Origin of the sequence: Pseudomonas sp. M2 (assembly GCF_015751845.1) — a bacterium.
Classification (GTDB): domain Bacteria; phylum Pseudomonadota; class Gammaproteobacteria; order Pseudomonadales; family Pseudomonadaceae; genus Aquipseudomonas; species Aquipseudomonas putida_E.
Map to the genome: position 1 here is coordinate 2,605,166 of NZ_JADOUD010000001.1, position 21,929 is coordinate 2,627,094.

Annotated in this window: 1 protein-coding gene; it reads left to right on the forward strand. The window is 61.5% G+C overall.

The window, feature by feature from the left end; genetic code table 11:
• Nucleotides 1-284: 284 nt before the first annotated feature.
• Nucleotides 285-21,809, forward strand: coding sequence for an immunoglobulin-like domain-containing protein (locus tag IWW33_RS12125; protein WP_231386156.1), 21,525 nt, complete (start codon nt 285-287; stop codon nt 21,807-21,809).
• Nucleotides 21,810-21,929 lie beyond the last annotated feature (120 nt).

Consider the following 21,929-nt stretch of genomic DNA (forward strand, 5'->3'; position numbering starts at 1 on the left):
ACAACCTGATTTGACCGATGAGCAGCTTCCGACGGGGCACTGGTATTAGTACTAAAGGAAGGGATAGCAACCGTTCAAATATCAATGTGACATTACATTGCCGATTGTTTAGGATGGCGACCATAAGGTCAATAGTTTGGCATAAAGTTAATAGCTGGCAGTTATAGACGATAATTTGACGTCAAGCATGCCGGAAACAGTATCGACACACTTCCGTCTGCAGTGGCTCGTGAACGCTGCTCGGAGCATGGAAGTAGATCACATCGGGTAACCCGGAGAGTCCAATGAGCAGCGTTGTAGCCATCGTCAAAAGTATTGTTGGCCAAGTCATCGCAGTATCCCCAGAAGGCATCCGGCGTGTACTCATTGAAGGTGATCGCCTGTTGGCCGGTGAAGAAGTTCTCACCGGCCCGGGCGGCGCCGTCACCCTCGAACTGGCCGATGGTCGCTTGCTCGATTTGGGCCGTGATACCCAATGGAGCGCTGATGCACCCGACAGCAGTACCGACTTGGGTCAGGCTACCGCGCAGGCCGCGCCGTCGGTGGAAGAGCTGCAGCAAGCGATCGCCGCGGGCGTGGACCCTACCACCGAACTGGAAGCGCCGGCAGCAGGGCCTGCAGCGGCAGGTGGTGGCACGGTTGGCGGTGGCCACAGTTTTGTCCTGTTGGAAGAAACAGCAGGCTCGGTGGACCCGACCATCGGCTTCCCGACTGACCCTCTGAGCTTCGCCGCCGGACTCAATGGCGAGGAGGTCGGCGGGCTTGATACCGATGCCAACAACACTACAGCCGATACTCCGACACCGGTCGCCACCGGGCTGACCCTCAGCGCCACCCCTTCCATCTCCGAAGCGGGTGGCGTTATCGTCTATACCGCGACGGTCGGCCAGGCACCTACGTCCAACCTGACCGTAACACTGTCGAATGGGGCAGTAATCGTCATTCAGGCTGGCCAGACCAGCGGCACCGTCAATGTCACGATTCCGCCTAACGATACCCCATACGTCGATGGCAGCCAGATCTCCACCACCGTGACGGGGGCCAGTGGCGGTACTGGTATCACCGTGGCCTTGCCGCAGACGCCTGCGGTGACTCTGGTTACCGATACAGTAGACAACACCACTGCGACCCTTACCGCTTCGCCAAGCGTGACCGAAGGTGGCGTCATCACTTACACCGTAACCCTGAGCAACCCCGCCCAGAGCCCGGTGACCGTGACACTGTCGAACGGCCAGACTATTACCGTTGGCGCGGGCAATACCACGGGCAGTGTGGCCTTCCAGACGCCGGCCAATGATGTTTACAACAATGGCTCGACAGTCACCGCCACCATCACCGGCGCCACCGGGGGCAATTTTGAGCAGCTGTCGATCAACCCCCAGAGCGCTGTAACTACTATCAGCGACAGCATTGACACGTCGACGGTCACCTTGACTGCCACCCCAAGCGTGGTCGAGGGCGGTACTGTGGTGTACACCGCCTCGGTGTCGGCGCCTGTTACTGGTTCGCCGCTGGTCGTGACCCTGGCCAATGGTCAGAGCATCACCATCGGTGTCGGCGAGTCGTCCGGCTCGGTCAACTTTGTTGCGCCGAACAACGTCTACAACACCAATGCACCGCTGACCAACAGCATTACCAAGGTCGAGGGCGGTAACTACGAACAGCTCGACACCGCCGGCACTCCGACCACCACGGTCACCGACAGTCCCGCTACTCAGGCCACCACCAACCTGGTGCTGAGCGCAACTAGCGATGTGGCTGAAGGCGGTCAGATCGTTTACACCGCAACGCTTAGCAACCCAGCTGGCACGGCGATGACCGTGACCCTGAGCAACGGCGCGACCATCAACATCGCGGCCGGTCAGACCTCCGGCACGGTCTCTGTTGCAGCCCCGGCCGATGACGTCTACAAAGACGCCGGCCAGGTCAAAGCCACCATCACCGGTACCACCGGTGGTGACTTCGAGCAGTTGGCTGTTAATCCGGCTGAAGCCGTGACCAACGTCAGCGATACCCTCGACACGTCGACCGTGACCCTGACTGCGAATGCCTCGGTCGTTGAAGGTGGGGTGGTTACCTACACGGCCTCCGTCAGCGCTCCGGTCACCGGCAGCCCATTGGTGGTCACCTTGGCCAACGGCCAGAGCATCACAATCGGCGTCGGCGAGTCGTCCGGCTCGGTCGACTTCGTTGCGCCGAACAACGTCTACAACACCAATACCGCGCTGACCAACAGCATCACAAAGGTCGACGGCGGCAATTACGAACAGCTCGACACCGCGGGGGCTTCGACCACGACGGTTACCGACAGCCCGGACACTCAAGCGACCACCAACCTGGTACTTAGCGCGACTGGGGACGTGGCCGAAGGCGGCCAGATCGTCTACACCGCGACCTTGAGCAACCCAGCCGGCACGGCGATGACCGTGACCCTGAGCAACGGCGCGACCATCAATATCGCGGCAGGTCAGACCTCCGGCACGGTCTCTGTACCAGCCCCAGCGGATGACGTTTACAAAGACGCAGGCCAGGTCAAAGTCACCGTCACCGGCACCACCGGCGGTGACTTCGAGAGCCTCGCAGTGAATCCGGCTGAAGCCGTGACTAATGTCAGCGACACCCTCGACACGTCGACTGTCACGTTGACCGCTACCCCAAGCGCGGTCGAGGGCGGTACCGTGGTGTACACCGCGTCCGTGTCGGCGCCGGTTACCGGTAGCCCATTGATCGTCACCCTGGCCAACGGCCAGAGCATCACCATCGGCGTCGGCGAGTCCTCCGGTTCGGTCAACTTCGTTGCGCCCAATAACGTCTACAACACCAATACCCCGCTGACCAACAGCATCACCAAGGTTGAAGGCGGTAACTACGAACAGCTCGACACCGCCGGGACTCCGACCACTACGGTTACCGACAGCCCGGCTACCCAGGCGACCACCAATCTGGTGCTGAGCGCCACTGGCGATGTCGCCGAAGGCGGTCAGATCGTCTATACCGCCACGCTGAGCAATCCCGCCGGCACGGCGATGACCGTGACGCTGAGCAATGGCGCGACCATCAATATCGCTGCCGGCCAGACCACTGGCAAAGTGACCGTCGCTGCACCGGCGGATGACGTTTACAAAGACGCCAGCCAGGTCAAAGTCTCAGTCACTGGTACCACCGGTGGTGACTTCGAAAACCTCGCAGTCAATCCGGCGGAGGCCGTGACTAACGTCAGCGACACGCTCGATACCAGCACGGTGACCCTGACCGCCACTCCAAGCGTGGTCGAGGGCGGTACCGTGGTGTACACCGCTTCCGTGTCGGCCCCAGTCACCGGCAGCCCACTGGTGGTCACCCTGGCCAACGGTCAAAGCATCACCATCGGTGTTGGCGAGTCGTCCGGCTCGGTCGGCTTCGTTGCGCCAAACAACGTCTACAACACCAACACCCCGCTGACCAACAGCATTACCAAGGTCGACGGCGGTAATTACGAGAAGCTGGATACCGCCGGCACTCCAACCACCACGGTCACCGATAGCCCAGCTACTCAGGCCACGACCAACCTGGTGCTGAGCGCCACTGGCGATGTCGCCGAAGGCGGTCAGATCGTCTATACCGCCACGCTGAGCAATCCCGCCGGCACGGCGATGACCGTGACCCTGAGCAACGGCGCAACTATCAACATTGCGGCCGGCCAGACCACTGGCCAAGTGACCGTCGCCGCCCCGGCTGATGACGTTTACAAAGACGCCGGCCAGGTCAAAGCGACCGTCACCGGCACCACCGGTGGTGACTTCGAGAACCTCGCGATCAATCCGGCTGAGGCCGTGACCAATGTCAGCGACACCCTTGATACCAGCACGGTGACCCTGACCGCTAATGCTTCGGTAATTGAAGGTGGCGTGGTGACCTACACCGCCTCGGTTAGCGCACCTGTTACTGGTTCGCCGCTGGTCGTGACCCTAGCTAACGGCCAAACCATCACCATCGGCGTCGGCGAGTCGTCCGGCTCGGTCGACTTCACCGCGCCAAACAACGTCTACAACACCAACACCCCGCTGACCAACAGCATCACCAAGGTCGACGGCGGTAATTACGAGAAGCTGGATACCGCGGGTACTCCAACTACGACGGTTACCGACAGTCCCGCTACCCAGGCGACTACCAACCTGGTGCTGAGCGCCACGGGTGATGTCGCTGAGGGCGGTCAGATTGTCTACACCGCGACCTTGAGCAACCCAGCGGGTACGGCGATGACCGTGACGCTGAGCAATGGCGCGACCATCAATATCGCTGCCGGCCAGACCACTGGCCAAGTGACCGTCGCTGCACCGGCCGATGACGTCTACAAAGACGCCGGTCAGGTCAAAGCCACCATCACTGGTACCACCGGTGGTGACTTCGAAAATCTTGCGGTCAATCCGGCGGAGGCCGTGACTAACGTCAGCGACACGCTCGATACCAGCACGGTGACCCTGACCGCCACACCAAGCGTGGTCGAAGGCGGGGTGGTCACCTACACGGCGTCGGTTAGCGCTCCGGTCACCGGCAGCCCACTGGTGGTCACCCTGGCCAACGGTCAAAGCATCACCATCGGCGTCGGCGAATCGTCCGGCTCGGTCAACTTCACCGCGCCGAACAACGTCTACAGCACCAACGCCGCGCTGACCAACAGCATCACCAAGGTCGACGGCGGCAATTACGAACAGCTCGACACCGCCGGCACTCCGACCACGACTGTCACCGACAGCCCGGCTACCCAGGCGACCACCAACCTGGTGCTGAGCGCGACCGGCGATGTCGCTGAAGGCGGCCAGATCGTTTACACCGCGACCTTGAGCAATCCAGCCGGCACGGCGATGACCGTGACCCTGAGCAATGGCGCGGTCATCAATATCGCAGCAGGTCAGACCTCCGGTACGGTCGCTGTTGCAGCCCCGGCCGATGACGTCTACAAGGACGCTGGCCAGGTCAAAGCCACCATCACCGGCACAACCGGTGGTGACTTCGAGAACCTCGCAGTCAACCCGGCTGAGGCCGTGACCAACGTCAGCGATACCGTCGATATCTCGACTGTCACCCTGACTGCGAATGCTTCGGTAATCGAAGGTGGCGTGGTCACCTACACCGCTTCGCTGTCGGCTCCGGTCACCGGTTCGCCGCTGGTCGTGACCCTGGCCAACGGCCAGAGCATCACCATCGGCGTTGGCGAGTCGTCCGGTTCGGTCAACTTCACCGCGCCGAACAACGTCTACAACACCAACACCCCGCTGACCAACAGCATCACTAAGGTCGAGGGCGGTAACTACGAACAGCTCGATACTGCCGGTACTCCGGCCACCACGGTCACCGACAGCCCGGCTACCCAGGCGACCACCAACCTGGTGTTGAGCGCGACCGGCGATGTCGCTGAGGGCGGCCAGATCGTTTACACCGCGACGCTGAGCAACCCTGCGGGAACGGCGATGAACGTCACCCTGAGCAACGGCGCGACCATCAACATCGCGGCAGGCCAGACCACCGGCCAAGTGAACGTCGCTGCGCCGGCCGATGACGTCTACAAAGATGCGGGTCAGGTCAAAGCCACCATCACCGGTACCACCGGTGGTGACTTCGAGCAGTTGGCTGTTACTCCGACCGAAGCCGTGACCAACGTCAGCGATACCCTCGATACGTCGACCGTGACCCTGACTGCGAATGCTTCGGTGATCGAAGGTGGCGTGGTTACCTATACCGCCTCGGTCTCGGCTCCTGTTACTGGTTCGCCACTGGTCGTAACCCTGGCCAACGGCCAAAGCATCACCATCGGCGTCGGCGAGTCGTCCGGCTCGGTCGACTTCGTTGCGCCGAACAACGTGTACAACACCAATACCGCACTCACCAACAGCATCACTAAGGTCGAGGGCGGTAATTACGAACAGCTCGACACCGCTGGTACTCCGACCACCACGGTTACCGACAATCCCGCTACCCAGGCCACTACCAACCTGGTGCTGAGCGCAACTGACGATGTGGCTGAAGGCGGTCAGATCGTTTATACCGCGACCCTGAGCAATCCAGCCGGCACGGCGATGACCGTCACGCTGAGCAATGGCGCGGTCATCAATATCGCAGCAGGTCAGACGTCCGGTACGGTCTCTGTTCCAGCTCCGGCTGATGATGTCTACAAAGACGCCGACCAGGTCAAAGCCACTATCACCGGTACCACCGGTGGTGATTTCGAGCAGCTCGCGGTTAGTCTGGCTGAAGCCGTGACTAACGTCAGCGACACCCTCGACACGTCGACCGTGACTTTGACCGCCACTCCAAGCGTGGTCGAGGGCGGCACCATGGTGTACACCGCCTCGGTCAGTGCTCCGGTCACCGGCAGCCCGCTGGTCGTCACTCTGGCCAATGGCCAAAGCATCACCATCGGTGTCGGTGAGTCTTCCGGTTCGGTCAACTTCACCGCGCCGAACAACGTCTACAACACCAATACCGCGCTGACCAACAGCATCACTAAGGTTGAGGGCGGTAACTACGAACAGCTCGATACGGCGGGCACTCCGACTACTACAGTCACCGACAGCCCGGCTACCCAGGCGACCACCAACCTGGTGCTGAGCGCGACCGGCGATGTCGCTGAAGGCGGCCAGATCGTTTACACCGCGACCTTGAGCAACCCCGCCGGCACGGCGATGACCGTCACCCTGAGCAATGGCGCGGTCATCAATATCGCAGCGGGCCAGAGCTCCGGCACTGTCCCTGTTCCAGCTCCGGCCGATGATGTCTACAAAGACGCCGGTCAGGTCAAAGCCACTATCACTGGTACCATTGGTGGTGACTTCGAGCAGTTGGCGGTCAATCCGGCTGAAGCCGTGACCAACGTCAGCGATACCCTCGACGCGTCGACCGTGACCCTGACTGCAAATGCCTCAGTCGTGGAGGGCGGTGTGGTCACCTACACTGCTTCCGTTAGCGCCCCTGTCACCGGCAGCCCACTGGTCGTAACCCTGGCCAACGGTCAAAGCATCACCATCGGCGTCGGTGAGTCGTCCGGCTCGGTCGACTTCGTTGCGCCGAACAACGTCTACAACACCAATACCGCACTGACCAACAGCATCACTAAGGTCGACGGCGGCAATTACGAACAGCTCGACACCGCCGGCACTCCGACCACGACTGTCACAGACAGCCCGGCTACCCAGACGACCACCAACCTGGTGCTGAGCGCAACTGGCGATGTGGCTGAAGGCGGTCAGATCGTCTACACCGCGATCCTGAGCAACCCAGCTGGCACGGCGATGACCGTGACCCTGAGCAATGGCGCGGTCATCAATATCGCAGCAGGTCAGACCTCCGGTACGGTCGCTGTTGCAGCCCCGGCCGATGACGTCTACACGGACGCTGGCCAGGTCAAAGCCACCATCACCGGCACAACCGGTGGTGATTTCGAGAACCTTGCGGTGAATCCGGCTGAAGCCGTGACCAATGTCAGCGATACCCTCGATACCAGCACGGTGACCCTGACCGCCAATGCTTCAGTAATCGAAGGTGGCGTAGTCACCTACACCGCCTCGGTATCGGCCCCTGTCACCGGCAGCCCACTGGTCGTAACCCTGGCCAACGGCCAGAGCATCACCATCGGCGTCGGCGAATCGTCCGGCTCAGTCGACTTCGTTGCGCCGAATAACGTCTACAACACCAATACCGCACTGACCAACAGCATCACCAAGGTCGAAGGCGGTAATTACGAACAGCTCGACACCGCCGGCACTCCGACCACGACTGTCACAGACAGCCCGGCTACCCAGGCGACCACCAACCTGGTGCTGAGCGCGACCGGCGATGTCGCTGAAGGCGGCCAGATCGTTTACACCGCGACCTTGAGCAATCCAGCCGGCACGGCGATGACCGTGACCCTGAGCAATGGCGCGGTCATCAATATCGCAGCAGGTCAGACCTCCGGTACGGTCGCTGTTGCAGCCCCGGCCGATGACGTCTACAAGGACGCTGGCCAGGTCAAAGCCACCATCACCGACACCACCGGTGGTGACTTCGAGAACCTCGCAGTCAACCCGGCTGAAGTCGTGACCAACGTCAGCGACACCCTCGACACGTCGACCGTCACGTTGACCGCCACCCCAAGCGTGGTCGAGGGCGGTACCGTGGTGTACACCGCGTCGGTCAGTGCCCCAGTCACCGGCAGCCCGTTGGTCGTCACCCTGGCCAACGGTCAGAGCATCATCATCGGCGTCGGCGAATCGTCCGGCTCAGTCGACTTCGTTGCGCCGAATAACGTCTACAACACCAATACCGCACTGACCAACAGCATCACCAAGGTCGAAGGCGGTAATTACGAACAGCTCGACACCGCCGGCGCTCCGACCACCACGGTTACCGACAGCCCGGCTACTCAGGCGACCACCAACCTGGTGCTGAGCGCCACTGGCGATGTGGCTGAAGGCGGTCAGATCGTCTATACCGCCACGCTGAGCAATCCAGCCGGCACGGCGATGACCGTAACCCTGAGCAACGGCGCGACCATCAATATCGCGGCAGGCCAGACCACCGGCACGGTCTCTGTTCCGGCCCCGGCGGATGACGTCTACAAGGATGCCGGTCAGGTCAAAGCCACCATCACCGGCACCACCGGTGGTGACTTCGAACAGCTGGCTGTTAACCCGGCTGAAGCCGTGACCAACGTCAGCGACACCCTCGACACGTCGACCGTGACCCTGACTGCGAATGCTTCAGTAGTCGAAGGTGGCGTGGTGACCTACACCGCCTCGGTTAGCGCCCCGGTCACGGGTTCGCCGCTGGTCGTCACCTTGGCCAACGGTCAAAGCATCACCATCGGTGTTGGCGAATCGTCCGGCTCGGTCGACTTCACCGCGCCGAACAACGTCTACAACACCAATACCCCGGTGACCAACAGCATCACTAAGGTCGACGGCGGTAACTACGAGAAGCTGGATACCGCCGGCACTCCAACCACCACGGTCACCGATAGCCCAGCTACCCAGGCGACCACCAACCTGGTGCTGAGCGCGACTGGCGACGTCGCTGAGGGCGGCCAGATCGTCTACACCGCGACCTTGAGCAATCCCGCCGGCACGGCGATGACCGTGACCCTGAGCAACGGCGCAACTATCAATATCGCGGCAGGCCAGACCTCCGGCACGGTCTCTGTTCCGGCCCCGGCGGATGACGTCTACAAAGACGCCGGCCAGGTCAAAGCGACCGTCACTGGTACCACCGGTGGTGACTTCGAGAACCTCGCAGTCAACCCGGCTGAGGCCGTGACCAACGTCAGCGACACCCTCGACACGTCGACCGTGACCCTGACTGCGAATGCCTCGGTCGTTGAAGGTGGGGTGGTCACTTACACCGCCTCCGTTAGCGCTCCAGTCACCGGTTCGCCACTGGTCGTCACCCTGGCCAACGGCCAGAGCATCACCATCGGCGTCGGCGAATCGTCCGGCTCAGTCGACTTCGTTGCGCCGAATAACGTCTACAACACCAATACCGCACTGACCAACAGCATCACCAAGGTCGAGGGTGGTAACTACGAACAGCTCGACACCGCCGGCACTCCGACCACGACTGTCACCGACAGCCCGGCTACTCAAGCGACCACCAACCTGGTGCTGAGCGCGACTGGGGACGTGGCCGAAGGCGGTCAGATCGTTTACACCGCGACCTTGAGCAATCCAGCCGGCACGGCGATGACCGTGACCCTGAGCAATGGCGCGGCCATCAATATCGCAGCAGGTCAGACCTCCGGTACGGTCGCTGTTCCAGCTCCGGCTGATGATGTCTACAAAGACGCCGGCCAGGTCAAAGCCACCATCACTGGTACCACCGGTGGTGACTTCGAGCAGCTGGCGGTCAGCCCGACCGAAGCAGTGACTAACGTTAGCGACACGATCGACGCTAGCACGGTGACCCTGACCGCCAATGCTTCGGTAGTCGAAGGTGGCGTAGTCACCTACACCGCCTCGGTATCGGCCCCAGTCACCGGCAGCCCACTGGTCGTCACCCTGGCCAACGGCCAGAGCATCACCATCGGCGTTGGCGAGTCGTCCGGTTCGGTCAACTTCAGCGCGCCGAACAACGTCTACAACACCAATGCACCGCTGACCAACAGTATTACCAAGGTCGAAGGCGGTAATTACGAACAGCTCGACACCGCCGGCACTCCGTCCACCACGGTCACCGACAGCCCGGATACCCAGGCCACTACCAACCTGGTGCTGAGCGCGACCGGGGATGTGGCGGAAGGCGGTCAGATCGTTTACACCGCGACGCTGAGCAACCCAGCGGGGACGGCGATGACCGTCACGCTGAGCAACGGCGCTACCATCAACATCGCGGCAGGCCAGACCACTGGCCAGGTGATCGTCGCTGCCCCGGCTGATGACGTCTACAAAGACGCCGGCCAGGTCAAAGCCACCATCACCGGTACCACCGGTGGTGACTTCGAGCAGTTGGCTGTTAATCCGGCTGAAGCCGTGACCAACGTCAGCGACACCCTCGACACGTCGACCGTCACGTTGACCGCCACACCAAGCGTGGTCGAGGGCGGTACTGTGGTGTACACCGCCTCGGTATCGGCCCCAGTTACCGGCAGCCCACTGGTCGTGACCCTGGCCAACGGTCAGAGCATCACCATCGGCGTCGGTGAGTCGTCCGGCTCGGTCGACTTCGTTGCGCCAAACAACGTCTACAACACCAATACTGCACTGACCAACAGCATCACCAAGGTCGAGGGCGGTAACTACGAACAGCTCGATACTGCCGGCACTCCGGCCACCACGGTCACCGACAGTCCGGCTACCCAGGCGACCACCAACCTGGTGTTGAGCGCGACCGGCGATGTCGCTGAGGGCGGCCAGATCGTTTACACCGCGACGCTGAGCAACCCTGCGGGCACGGCGATGACCGTCACGCTGAGCAATGGCGCGGTCATCAATATCGCAGCAGGCCAAAGCTCCGGCACGGTCTCTGTTCCAGCCCCGGCCGATGACGTCTACAAGGACGCTGGCCAGGTCAAAGCCACCATCACCGGCACCACCGGTGGCGACTTCGAGCAGTTGGCGGTCAATCCGGCTGAAGCCGTGACCAACGTCAGCGATACCCTCGATACGTCGACCGTCACGTTGACCGCCACTCCAGGCGTGGTCGAGGGCGGCACCGTGGTGTACACCGCCTCGGTATCGGCCCCAGTTACCGGCAGCCCACTGGTCGTGACCCTGGCCAACGGTCAGAGCATCACCATCGGCGTCGGTGAGTCGTCCGGCTCGGTCGACTTCGTTGCGCCGAACAACGTCTACAACACCAATGCACCGCTGACCAACAGTATTACCAAGGTCGAAGGCGGTAATTACGAACAGCTCGACACCGCCGGCACTCCGTCCACCACGGTCACCGACAGCCCGGATACCCAGGCCACTACCAACCTGGTGCTGAGCGCGACCGGGGATGTGGCGGAAGGCGGTCAGATCGTTTACACCGCGACGCTGAGCAACCCAGCGGGGACGGCGATGACCGTCACGCTGAGCAACGGCGCTACCATCAACATCGCGGCAGGCCAGACCACTGGCCAGGTGATCGTCGCTGCCCCGGCTGATGACGTCTACAAAGACGCCGGCCAGGTCAAAGCCACCATCACCGGTACCACCGGTGGTGACTTCGAGCAGTTGGCTGTTAATCCGGCTGAAGCCGTGACCAACGTCAGCGACACCCTCGACACGTCGACCGTCACGTTGACCGCCACACCAAGCGTGGTCGAGGGCGGTACTGTGGTGTACACCGCCTCGGTATCGGCCCCAGTTACCGGCAGCCCACTGGTCGTGACCCTGGCCAACGGTCAGAGCATCACCATCGGCGTCGGTGAGTCGTCCGGCTCGGTCGACTTCGTTGCGCCAAACAACGTCTACAACACCAATACTGCACTGACCAACAGCATCACCAAGGTCGAGGGCGGTAACTACGAACAGCTCGATACTGCCGGCACTCCGGCCACCACGGTCACCGACAGTCCGGCTACCCAGGCGACCACCAACCTGGTGTTGAGCGCGACCGGCGATGTCGCTGAGGGCGGCCAGATCGTTTACACCGCGACGCTGAGCAACCCTGCGGGCACGGCGATGACCGTCACGCTGAGCAATGGCGCGGTCATCAATATCGCAGCAGGCCAAAGCTCCGGCACGGTCTCTGTTCCAGCCCCGGCCGATGACGTCTACAAGGACGCTGGCCAGGTCAAAGCCACCATCACCGGCACCACCGGTGGCGACTTCGAGCAGGTGGCGGTCAATCCGGCTGAAGCCGTGACCAACGTCAGCGATACCCTCGATACGTCGACCGTCACGTTGACCGCCACTCCAGGCGTGGTCGAGGGCGGCACCGTGGTGTACACCGCCTCGGTATCGGCCCCAGTTACCGGCAGCCCACTGGTCGTGACCCTGGCCAACGGTCAGAGCATCACCATCGGCGTCGGTGAGTCGTCCGGCTCGGTCGACTTCGTTGCGCCAAACAACGTCTACAACACCAATACTGCACTGACCAACAGCATCACCAAGGTCGAAGGCGGTAATTACGAACAGCTCGACACTGCCGGCACTCCGACCACCACGGTTACCGACAGCCCGGCTACTCAGGCCACTACCAACCTGGTGCTGAGCGCAACTGGCGATGTGGCTGAAGGCGGTCAGATCGTTTACACCGCAACGCTTAGCAACCCAGCTGGCACGGCGATGACCGTGACCCTGAGCAACGGCGCGACCATCAACATCGCAGCAGGTCAGACCTCCGGTACGGTCGCTGTCCCAGCCCCGGCCGATGACGTCTACAAGGACGCTGGTCAGGTCAAAGCCACCATCACTGGCACAACCGGTGGTGATTTCGAGAACCTCGCGGTGAATCCGGCTGAAGCCGTGACCAATGTCAGCGATACCCTCGATACCAGCACGGTGACCCTGACCGCCAATGCTTCGGTAGTCGAAGGTGGCGTGGTTACGTACACCGCCTCCGTGTCGGCTCCTGTTACTGGTTCGCCGCTGGTCGTCACCCTGGCCAACGGCCAAAGCATCACCATCGGCGTCGGCGAGTCGTCCGGTTCAGTCGACTTCGTTGCGCCAAACAACGTCTACAACACCAATACTGCACTGACCAACAGTATTACCAAGGTCGAGGGCGGTAACTACGAACAACTCGATACCGCCGGCACTCCAACCACGACGGTCACCGATAGTCCTGCTACTCAGGCCACTACCAACCTGGTGCTGAGCGCAACTGGCGATGTCGCTGAAGGCGGTCAGATCGTTTATACCGCGACCCTGAGCAATCCAGCCGGCACGGCGATGACCGTGACCTTGAGCAACGGCGCGACCATCAACATCGCGGCAGGCCAGACCACTGGCCAAGTGACCGTTGCTGCCCCGGCTGATGACGTCTACAAAGACGCCGGCCAGGTCAAAGCCACCATCACCGGCACAACCGGTGGTGACTTCGAGAACCTCGCAGTCAACCCGGCTGAGGCCGTGACTAACGTCAGCGACACCCTCGACACGTCGACCGTGACACTGACTGCAAATGCCTCGGTGATCGAAGGTGGCGTGGTTACCTATACCGCCTCGGTCTCGGCTCCTGTTACTGGTTCGCCACTGGTCGTCACCCTGGCCAACGGCCAGAGCATCACCATCGGAGTGGGCGAATCGTCCGGCTCGGTTGACTTCGTTGCGCCGAACAACGTCTACAACACCAATACTGCACTGACCAACAGCATCACCAAGGTCGAAGGCGGTAATTACGAACAGCTCGACACTGCCGGCACTCCTACCACCACGGTTACCGACAGTCCCGCTACTCAGGCGACCACCAACCTGGTGCTGAGCGCGACTGGGGACGTGGCCGAAGGCGGTCAGATCGTTTACACCGCGACCTTGAGCAATCCAGCCGGCACGGCGATGACCGTGACCCTGAGCAATGGCGCGGCCATCAATATCGCAGCAGGTCAGACCTCCGGTACGGTCGCTGTTCCAGCCCCGGCCGATGACGTCTACAAGGACGCTGGCCAGGTCAAAGCCACCATCACCGGCACAACCGGTGGTGATTTCGAGAACCTCGCGGTGAATCCGGCTGAAGCCGTGACCAATGTCAGCGATACCCTCGATACCAGCACGGTGACCCTGACCGCCAATGCTTCAGTAATCGAAGGTGGCGTAGTCACCTACACCGCCTCGGTATCGGCCCCTGTCACCGGCAGCCCACTGGTCGTAACCCTGGCCAACGGCCAGAGCATCACCATCGGAGTGGGCGAGTCGTCCGGTTCGGTCGACTTCGTTGCGCCGAATAACGTCTACAACACCAATACCGCACTGACCAACAGCATCACCAAGGTCGAAGGCGGTAATTACGAACAGCTCGACACCGCCGGCACTCCGACCACCACGGTTACCGACAGCCCGTCTACCCAGGCCACTACCAGCCTGGTGCTGAGCGCGACCGGCGATGTGGCGGAAGGTGGCCAGATCGTTTACACCGCGACCTTGAGCAACCCCGCCGGCACGGCGATGACCGTGACCTTGAGCAATGGCGCGGTCATCAACATTGCGGCCGGTCAGACGTCCGGTACGGTCTCTGTTCCAGCCTCGGCTGATGATGTCTACAAAGATGCCGGCCAGGTCAAAGCCACCATCACTGGTACCACCGGTGGTGACTTCGAGCAGCTGGCGGTCAGCCCGACCGAAGCAGTGACTAACGTTAGCGACACGATCGACGCTAGCACGGTGACCCTGACCGCAAATGCTTCGGTAGTCGAAGGTGGCGTAGTCACCTACACCGCCTCGGTATCGGCCCCAGTCACCGGCAGCCCACTGGTCGTCACCCTGGCCAACGGCCAAAGCATCACCATCGGTGTAGGCGAGTCGTCCGGCTCGGTCGACTTCGTTGCGCCAAACAACGTCTACAACACCAATACCGCACTGACCAACAGCATCACCAAGGTCGACGGCGGTAATTACGAACAGCTCGACACCGCCGGCACTCCGACCACCACGGTTACCGACAGCCCGTCTACCCAGGCCACTACCAGCCTGGTGCTGAGCGCGACCGGCGATGTGGCGGAAGGTGGCCAGATCGTTTACACCGCGACTTTGAGCAACCCAGCTGGCACGGCGATGACCGTGACCCTGAGCAACGGCGCGACCATCAACATCGCGGCCGGTCAGACGTCCGGTACGGTCTCTGTTGCAGCCCCGGCTGATGATGTCTACAAAGACGCCGGCCAGGTCAAAGCCACCATCACTGGTACCACCGGTGGTGACTTCGAGCAGCTGGCGGTCAGCCCGACCGAAGCAGTGACTAACGTTAGCGACACGATCGACGCTAGCACGGTGACCCTGACCGCCAATGCTTCGGTAGTCGAAGGTGGCGTAGTCACCTACACCGCCTCGGTATCGGCCCCAGTCACCGGCAGCCCACTGGTCGTCACCCTGGCCAACGGCCAAAGCATCACCATCGGTGTAGGCGAGTTGTCCGGCTCGGTCGACTTCGTTGCGCCAAACAACGTCTACAACACCAATACCGCACTGACCAACAGCATCACCAAGGTCGACGGCGGCAATTACGAACAGCTCGACACCGCCGGTACTCCGACCACGACTGTCACCGACAGCCCGGCTACTCAAGCGACCACCAACCTGGTGCTGAGCGCGACTGGGGACGTGGCCGAAGGCGGTCAGATCGTTTACACCGCGACCTTGAGCAATCCAGCCGGCACGGCGATGACCGTGACCCTGAGCAATGGCGCGGCCATCAATATCGCAGCAGGTCAGACCTCCGGTACGGTCGCTGTTGCAGCCCCGGCCGATGACGTCTACAAGGACGCTGGCCAGGTCAAAGCCACCATCACCGGCACAACCGGTGGTGACTTCGAGCAGCTGGCGGTCAGCCCGACCGAAGCAGTGACTAACGTTAGCGACACGATCGACGCTAGCACGGTGACCCTGACCGCCAATGCTTCGGTAGTCGAAGGTGGCGTAGTCACCTACACCGCCTCGGTATCGGCCCCTGTCACCGGCAACCCACTGGTCGTGACCCTGGCCAACGGCCAAAGCATCACCATCGGCGTCGGCGAGTCGTCCGGTTCAGTCGACTTCGTTGCGCCAAACAACGTCTACAACACCAATACCGCGTTGACCAACAGCATCACCAAGGTCGAAGGCGGTAACTACGAACAGCTCGACACCGCCGGCACTCCGACCACCACGGTTACCGACAGCCCGGCTACTCAGGCGACCACCAACCTGGTGCTGAGCGCCACTGGCGATGTGGCTGAAGGCGGTCAGATCGTCTATACCGCCACGCTGAGCAATCCAGCCGGCACGGCGATGACCGTAACCCTGAGCAACGGCGCGACCATCAATATCGCGGCAGGCCAGACCACCGGCACGGTCTCTGTTCCGGCCCCGGCGGATGACGTCTACAAGGATGCCGGTCAGGTCAAAGCCACCATCACCGGCACCACCGGTGGTGACTTCGAACAGCTGGCTGTTAACCCGGCTGAAGCCGTGACCAACGTCAGCGACACCCTCGACACGTCGACCGTGACCCTGACTGCGAATGCTTCAGTAGTCGAAGGTGGCGTGGTGACCTACACCGCCTCGGTTAGCGCCCCGGTCACGGGTTCGCCGCTGGTCGTCACCTTGGCCAACGGTCAAAGCATCACCATCGGTGTTGGCGAATCGTCCGGCTCGGTCGACTTCACCGCGCCGAACAACGTCTACAACACCAATACCCCGGTGACCAACAGCATCACTAAGGTCGACGGCGGTAACTACGAGAAGCTGGATACCGCCGGCACTCCAACCACCACGGTCACCGATAGCCCAGCTACCCAGGCGACCACCAACCTGGTGCTGAGCGCGACTGGCGACGTCGCTGAGGGCGGCCAGATCGTCTACACCGCGACCTTGAGCAATCCCGCCGGCACGGCGATGACCGTGACCCTGAGCAACGGCGCAACTATCAATATCGCGGCAGGCCAGACCTCCGGCACGGTCTCTGTTCCGGCCCCGGCGGATGACGTCTACAAAGACGCCGGCCAGGTCAAAGCGACCGTCACTGGTACCACCGGTGGTGACTTCGAGAACCTCGCAGTCAACCCGGCTGAGGCCGTGACCAACGTCAGCGACACCCTCGACACGTCGACCGTGACCCTGACTGCGAATGCCTCGGTCGTTGAAGGTGGGGTGGTCACTTACACCGCCTCCGTTAGCGCTCCAGTCACCGGTTCGCCACTGGTCGTCACCCTGGCCAACGGCCAGAGCATCACCATCGGCGTCGGCGAGTCGTCCGGCTCGGTCAACTTCACCGCGCCGAACAACGTGTACAACACCAACACCGCGCTGACCAACACCATCACCAAGGTCGACGGCGGCAATTACGAGAAGTTGGTCACCGCTGGTACCCCGTCAACGACGGTAACGGATGTGGCGGGTACCAAGGACACGACGAGCCTTGTCCTGAGCGCGACGCCAACGGTCGCCGAAGGCGGCAAGATCACCTATACCGCAACCTTGTCCAACAAGGCCGGTTCTGACATGACCATCAAATTGAGCAATGGCGAGACCATCTCCATTGCCAAAGGTCAGACCGAAGGCAGCATCACCCTCAACGCGCCCGGCGATGATCCCTACATCGATGCCGGCTCGGTACAGGTCAAGATCGACGGAAGCACCGGCGGCGACTTCGAATTGCTGGCAGTCGACGGCGCTTACGCGGTGACCAAGGTCACCGACACCATCGACAATACCAGCCTGACCCTCAGCGCCACGCCCACGGTCGCCGAAGGTGGCCAGATCACCTACACCGCCACGTTGAGCAACCCGGCAGGCACCGCGATGACGGTCACCCTGAGCAATGGCCAGACCATCAACATTGCAGCAGGCAAAACGTCAGGTTCGGTAATTGTCGCTGCGCCCGGTGAGGATGTGTACATCGATGCAGGTGACGTGTCGGCGAACATTACCGGCACTTCCGGTGGCAACTTCGAGAACCTCGTCGTCAGTAACACGGCAGCGGTAACGGCCGTGACCGACACCCTCCAGACCACCACCCTGAGCATCAGTGGTACAACCGCTGTTGCCGAAGGCGGCAACGCAACTTACACGCTGAACCTCAGCAACAATGCGCAAACCGATGTGACGGTGAAGCTTTCGTATACCGGCCCTGCCGCCGATGGTACCGACTACACCGGTGTGGCCATCGTAACGATCAAAGCCGGTAGCAACTCAGCCACCTTCACCATCCCGACAATCAAGGACAACGTCACCGAAGGTACCGAGCAGTTCACCGTCAAGATCGACTCGGCCACCGGCGGCAACTTCGAAAACCTGGCGGTCAGCGGTAGCGCTGGTAGCGTCACCACCCAGATCTTCGAGCCGGCGCCTGCTCTGGACCTAGACGCCAACGATTCGAGCGGCAAGACCGGCGCCGACTACCAGACCACGTTCACCGAGAACCAGCCAGGCAGCGGTGTTTCGATCGGCGATATCGACGTGTCGATCACCGACTTCGACAGCTCGATGCTGACTGGCGCGACGGTGACCCTGACCAATCGCCAGCCAGGCGATGCCCTGAACCTGGGCAACAGCGTCAATGGCATCTCGATCAATGCCAACAGCACCGACGGCAAGGTGGTCCTGACCCTGAGCGGAACCGCTTCGCTGGCTGACTACATCCAGGCGATCAAGAACATCACCTTCATCAACACCGGTGAAGACCCGAGCACCGCCCCTCGGATCATCACTGTCACGGTGACCGACGGTGTGAGCACCTCGAACACGGCGACCACCACGGTCAATGTCGTGGCGGTCAACGACGTGCCCACCACCACTGGCGGAGCGGTCACCGGAACCGAGGACACCGACCTGGTGCTGGGTTGGAGCGACTTCAACATCAGCGATGTCGATTCCTCACTCGCCAGCCTGGGGGTGACCATCACCCAGCTGCCAGGGGCCGGTACCTTGAAGCTGTACAACGGCACCAGCTGGGTCGATGTGAAGGCAGGCCAGACCATCAGCCAGGCCGACATCGCCGCCGGCAAGCTCAAGTTCGTTCCTGTGGCTAACCAGTCGGGTGTCGACGGCTACGGTGGTACTGGTGTGGGCAACAAGCAGGTGGACTACGCGCAGATCAAGTACGCGCCTACCGATGGCAAGGGCACGGGCAGCGAAGCCACGCTGAAGGTCGATATCACACCGATGGCCGACAAGCCGGACCTGAGCATTGGCAACAACAACGTCAACTCGCTGGGCCTGACCAAGGAAACCTGGACCAGCCTCACTGGCCTGGGCACCAACGGCAATGGCATCACGGGCGACGCGCTGAAGAACGTCTTCGCCAACTCCGGCAACGCCGGCAAGAGCGAGCAGGTGACCACTGTCGACACCACGGCCACCGTCACCCCGGGGTCGGGCTCGAAGACCTCAGGCCTGATCTATCTGGAGGCCGGCAAGACCTACACCTTCAGCGGCACCGCCGACGACAGCCTGCAGATCGTCATCGGCGGCAAGAACGTCGCCGGTGGTACCTGGGGCTCGGCCAGCGGCAGCATTTCCGGCAGCTACACCCCAACCACCAGCGGCTATTACACCCTGGAGGTCTACAACGCCAACCAGGCTGGGCCAGGTAGCCTCGACGTCAACATCAAGGTGGGCAACGGTGCGGTCACTGACCTTAGCAGCGCCAACATCCCGATGTACCCCAACCTCGCCGCGCTGGCCAACGCCGGGGTTACGGTATCCGACCTGCATGGCAGTAACGGCGTGGGTTACTACGACGGCTACAAGCTCAACGAAGGCGGCGAGAACGGCGCGCCGGTCAAGCTGGTAAGCATCAGTACCGCCCTGACGGACACAGACGGCTCCGAGAGCCTGAGCGTCAAGCTCAGCGGCATCCCGGCAGGCTCGGTGGTTGCCGACAATGCCGGCCATACGTTCACCGTTGGCACCAATGCGGTTGATGTCACGGGTTGGAATCTGGGCACTTTGACCATCAAGCCACCGGCCTACTACTCCGGCCAATTCGACGTGAAAGTCACCTCGACGTCCACCGAGAGCGTTGGCGGCAGCACCGCGACCAGCGAAGGCAGCATCAAGGTCACGGTCTACCCGCAGTCGTACACCACCAGCAACCTGTCATCCGATAGCGATAACGTCGCCAGCACCGATGGCAATGACATCGTGGTCGCGGATGTCAGCGGCCTGCACGTGGTACCGGGCCAGGACTACAACATCGCCTTCATCGTCGACACCTCGGGCAGCATGGGCTCTTCGGGCGTCGATGCTGCGAAGAAATCGTTGGAGTCGGTATTCAAGACCTTGGCTGCAAGCGTCAAGGGCTCACAGTCCGGGACGGTGAACATTCTGTTGGTCGACTTTGCAAGCCAGGTCAAGAGCAGCGTATCGGTGACCCTCAACGATGCGGGCCTCAAGACCCTGCTGAGTGCGCTGGGTACGTTGAACTCCAATGGCGGCACCAACTATGAGGATGCCTTCAAAACAACCGCCAACTGGTTTGCGAACCTCAAGGCTGCAGGTAGCACCGGTAGTAACCAGACATTCTTCATCACTGACGGTGAGCCGACCTATTACCAGACGAGTGAACAGACCAACCCGAACCTGGGCAACACCAACGTCAAGCTCGACACGTTCCTGTCGTCGATCAACTACAAGATGGGCGATACCGTTACCAACTATCAGTTGGATACCAGCAATCGTCTCTCGATCGACAGCAGCGGCAAGTTGACCATGCAGGTTCGCGAGTTGGACTGGAGTTGGAACACGGGCTACTACTACAAATGGTCCACGCAGAGCACAGCCACTATCCATGCCGAGGGTAACGGTGGATACGAGCTGTCGACCCGAGACGGCACGGGCAACTCGACAGACCGGGCAACCACCAACAACTCGACTGACAGCTTCAAGATCCTTTCTGGCTTGTCCGATGTGGAGGCAATAGGCCTGAACAGTGGCGTGAACAAGGACGACCTGAAGCCCTATGACTCCGATGGCAAGCCACAGGCCAACATCGACCCAAGCAAACTGGCAGACGCCATCCTCGGCCACACCGAAGTTACCCAGCCGGGCAACGACACGGTCAACGGTGGTGACGGCAACGACATTATCTTTGGCGACTTGCTGACCTTCTCTACGGTCGCCGGCACTGGTGTAGAGGCAGTCCAGGGTTATGTGGCCAACAAACTCGGTGTCGATGCGGGTGATGTCGATGCGCGGGCAATGCACAAGTACATCAACGAGCATTACACCGAGTTCGATGTTGCGGGCAGCAATGATGGCGCCGACACCCTGATGGGGGGCGCAGGCAATGACATCCTCTTCGGCCAAGGGGGTAATGACACCCTCGATGGCGGCAAAGGTAATGACATGCTGCTGGGCGGCACTGGCAACGACACCCTGATCGGCGGCCAAGGCAACGACATGCTGATCGGTGGCAGCGGTGCCGACACCTTCGTGTGGAAGTCCGGTGACATTGGCAGTGACGTGATCAAGGACTTCAAAGTCAGCGAGGGTGACCGTCTCGATCTGCGCGACCTGCTGCAGGGTGAGAAGGCCAGCACTATCGACAACTTCCTGAAGATCACCACCGTCGATGGTTCCTCGACCTTGCAGGTCAGCACCGAAGGCAAGCTCAACGCAGCGGGTGGCCTGGCCAATGCCGATGTGTCTATCAAACTGGAAGGGGTCAACTGGTCCAATACCACGGTCAACTCGTTGATCAGCGGTGCAGACCCCACCATCAAGATCGATAACTCCTGATCCCGTCTGCGCGGTGGCCACCCGGGCCACCGCGCAGAGCGGTCTTTTCTGGCATCTTCGTGCAGCGCATACTTCTGCGCCGGGCTGTCATGCCCGATGAACTTTGCCTATGCTGCTGAC